General features: G+C 29.5%; 2 protein-coding genes. Both read left to right on the forward strand.

The window, feature by feature from the left end:
- The first annotated feature begins 137 nt into the window (after positions 1-137).
- The gene (locus Q0370_RS10360; RefSeq protein WP_299575419.1) at positions 138-2,303 is read left to right on the forward strand and encodes a transcriptional regulator; all 2,166 of its coding nucleotides are present in this window, start codon (positions 138-140) and stop codon (positions 2,301-2,303) included.
- A 23-nt stretch (positions 2,304-2,326) separates the two neighbouring features.
- Positions 2,327-3,208 carry a hypothetical protein gene (locus Q0370_RS10365; protein WP_299575421.1) on the forward strand — a complete coding sequence of 294 codons (882 nt, stop codon included), beginning with the start codon at positions 2,327-2,329 and terminating at the stop codon, positions 3,206-3,208.
- The last annotated feature ends 17 nt before the right edge of the window (positions 3,209-3,225 follow it).

The following is a 3,225-nucleotide window of genomic DNA, read 5'->3' on the forward strand; positions in this document are numbered from 1 at the left end:
AAAAAATAATTAAAATATAAAGAAGGGGGAAAATAAAGTTATTTGAAAATTGTATAAAATTAGTTTAAATGGATTGCAAAAAGTTGGTTTACAGTAATTAATTTTTATATGATACTAAGAATAACTTTAAAGGAAATATGGGGAATAAGAATGTTATAAATCAGACTAATCGAACTATTTTATTTGAGGAAATTAATCCAGAGAAAATGGATATCTTGACACTTATTAATGATGCGAGGGATATGGATTCACTGGATGATGAGAATGTTATTGAGATTAACAGGCATCTTTTGGTTGGAAGTTTTGAAGAGTTTTTGGAAAAATTTGATCCGAAGGTGTATAGTTATTTTGATGCGGAGAGTCAGAGTATTAAGTATATTTTGAAAAAGCCGGAGGGAGTACCTGAGGATTTGGTGACAGAAATTAAAATTAATAATGGGAATACGTTTTTTAAAATGCTTAGTACATTGATTGAGGCTAGAAAGTCTCAAGGGAACAGGAATGTGGATTTTAAGTTTGAAAATATTTTGGAGCTAATTTCGCCGAAAAAGGTTATTGAGGATATTAAACAGACAAGAAAAGAGATTGCTTATATTTATCAGAAATATGAAGAACTGGATGATGAGAATCCTAAAAAACTGGAATTAGGGGATAAACTTAACTCGAAATTTGAAGAAGCTTCAGAAAATTACAGTAATGTACTTGGAATGTTGCCACTTGCGATTGAAGACATAAAAACTCGGCTTTTAATTGGAAGTGATACTAATAATTTTAAGTCAGAGAAAATAAAGCTGGGAATGCTTCAAGTAGGAGAAAAAGGAGAGCTTGAAGTAATTGAGTATAAGCAGGAAAATCAGACGGCTCTTGCCATGATTGAAGAGAAAAATACGACGGCTCTGGTTGAGGCTTTTAGGGATGACTATGAAAATGTTACCGATGAGCCAAATAAATATATTAGCGATTTGGTTGTCAGAACATTTGTGCCGCTTGCAAAGACATTTGTAGATGTTGATCCTGAGCAGGAAGTTGAAAATTATAATAATTATTTGGCGTTTTATAAGTCAGCACAGGAAGATTTTATAAAAATTGCAAAACCTCTAATTGAAAAAATATTGGGTGTGAAAATGTTTTTTGAGCAGTATGATGTGAGAATGGGACTTATGAAACCAACGCTTTTAATTACAAATGTAAAGCCTGAAATGATTGTAAAGGCTGGAAATAAGGATAAATTAAGAGCATTTTTGAACACAACTAATGAAAAGAATGACTTTGACAATACAGTATGGTTTGGAATTTATCCAAATGTTGATTTGGAAATGAAAAAAACTGAGAAAAAAGTTCGTGAAAGATTTATGGGAACAAAGAATGAAGATAAAACTGAAAAAAATACAATTGAAGTATTAACAAGCTTAATGACTATATTAGCGGAATATAGAGTTCAAGTATTTTTTAATTTTGAAGGGAAGCCTGAAACTTCATTTGACAATCTTGCTACAATGGGTGTAGATAAATATATTGAAAAGACTCAAATGTTGGAAAATCAAAAATATTCTGAATATTTAATACCAGTAATTCCTAATTTTACGATAATTCCAAAAGATAAGTCAGGTGTTATGCTGGATTATAAAATGAAATTTGAAGAAGAAACAGGGGTATCACTTTCAAAAGAACAGGAAGATTTGTTAAAATTCTGGATAGAAGGAGTGTATGTTGATGCGTCGTATGTTGCAGCTGGAATAATCGGAGCCACACAATGTTCAAATTATCTAAAGGAAAGGTTTCCAAACGTATCGCCACAATATCCAGGAGTACGTTTTGACATTGAGGAAAAAGACAATTCTTATCATGCAAAAACAACAATGTCTAAGGAAATATCAGGATTTACAAATACAATAAAGGATAGAATAAATCAATTTAACTATGGATTTGTATTTTCATCAGATAATGCAAATGTGGCACGTGAAAAAATACGGAATATAGTTGTATATAAGGCAAGAACTTTGCTAAAAAATCTGGATGGAGGCTATGAGCCACTTTATAAGACACTTACAACGACGTATATTGAAAGAACGTTAAGATTTACAACGACAGACTTTAAAGAAGATAAGTTAAATATGTTTTTCAGTACAAATCCTGAAAGTCAAAAATCAGTCTGGTTAAAAGATACAAAATTTGTAAATGGAATTATGCAAAAAGGAGATGACTTATCCCATATAATTGATGTGGATAATGGTATTTGCCAGTTAAATATAACTTTTGCTGGAAACCTGAAAAATTTACAAGTTGAAATTAATAAAAATTAGTAAAATAAAAAAATGGGGGAAAGATGATTGAGAATAAATATCCTATATTTGGACATGGGCAAGTGATAAGTAAGCAGGCACTCGATTTATTGAGGGATAACCCAGCAGAATTAACAGAACTATTGTATTTGGAGAGAAAAGACGGGATAATTTCAGGATTTAATATTATTACAGATGCAGAAAGCAAACAAGTGTCAGTAACAAAAGGGATTTTGAAATGCGGTGGTAAAATTTTTTGGATGAATGAGGATTATAAATTTGATATGCCTGAGATTGAGAATAGATATATTTTAAAAGTAAAACTATTTTCAGATTTTCAGAAAAGAAAATTTTATGTTAGAAGTGCTGATTTTTCGTTAGAAATTTTAAATAATGAAGAAAATATTGAAATAAAAAATGAAGATGATGTTGAAACTGGATTTGATTTAGACAATCAATTAGAAATAAACTATGAGAATTTTGAAAATATTGGTAGAAAAAAAATCGGAGAAATTGAGATAACGAGATTTATTACAAGAGTTGGAGCAGAACTTAGAAATGATTATAATAGTTTTATAGATTTAAGACGTGATTTTAATTTGTTGGAGCTGATAAATACAAAATATTCTTCAAGACATGAATTAGGAACACTTCATCCTAAAATCTTGAAATTGTTTGGGAAAGAGGCTTCTAAAAAGGCAAATTTGGATATTTATGATGTTAATTTCTATGTAAATTGCTTAAATGGAAATGTAGAAAGAGATGTTATAATAGCTTATATTAATTTAAAGTTACAGATGGAAAATGAAAATTATAGTAATGAAGAGCTTTACCAATATCTAGTTAAAATTTTAGAAAATTTAGGAAAAGATAGGGAAATTTCTCAGAAAAAAAGAGTAATTCCTAGAAAAATTACAATTGAATAAAAAATTGAAATTTATTA

Source organism: uncultured Leptotrichia sp. (genome assembly GCF_938036635.1).
Classification (GTDB): domain Bacteria; phylum Fusobacteriota; class Fusobacteriia; order Fusobacteriales; family Leptotrichiaceae; genus Leptotrichia; species Leptotrichia hongkongensis.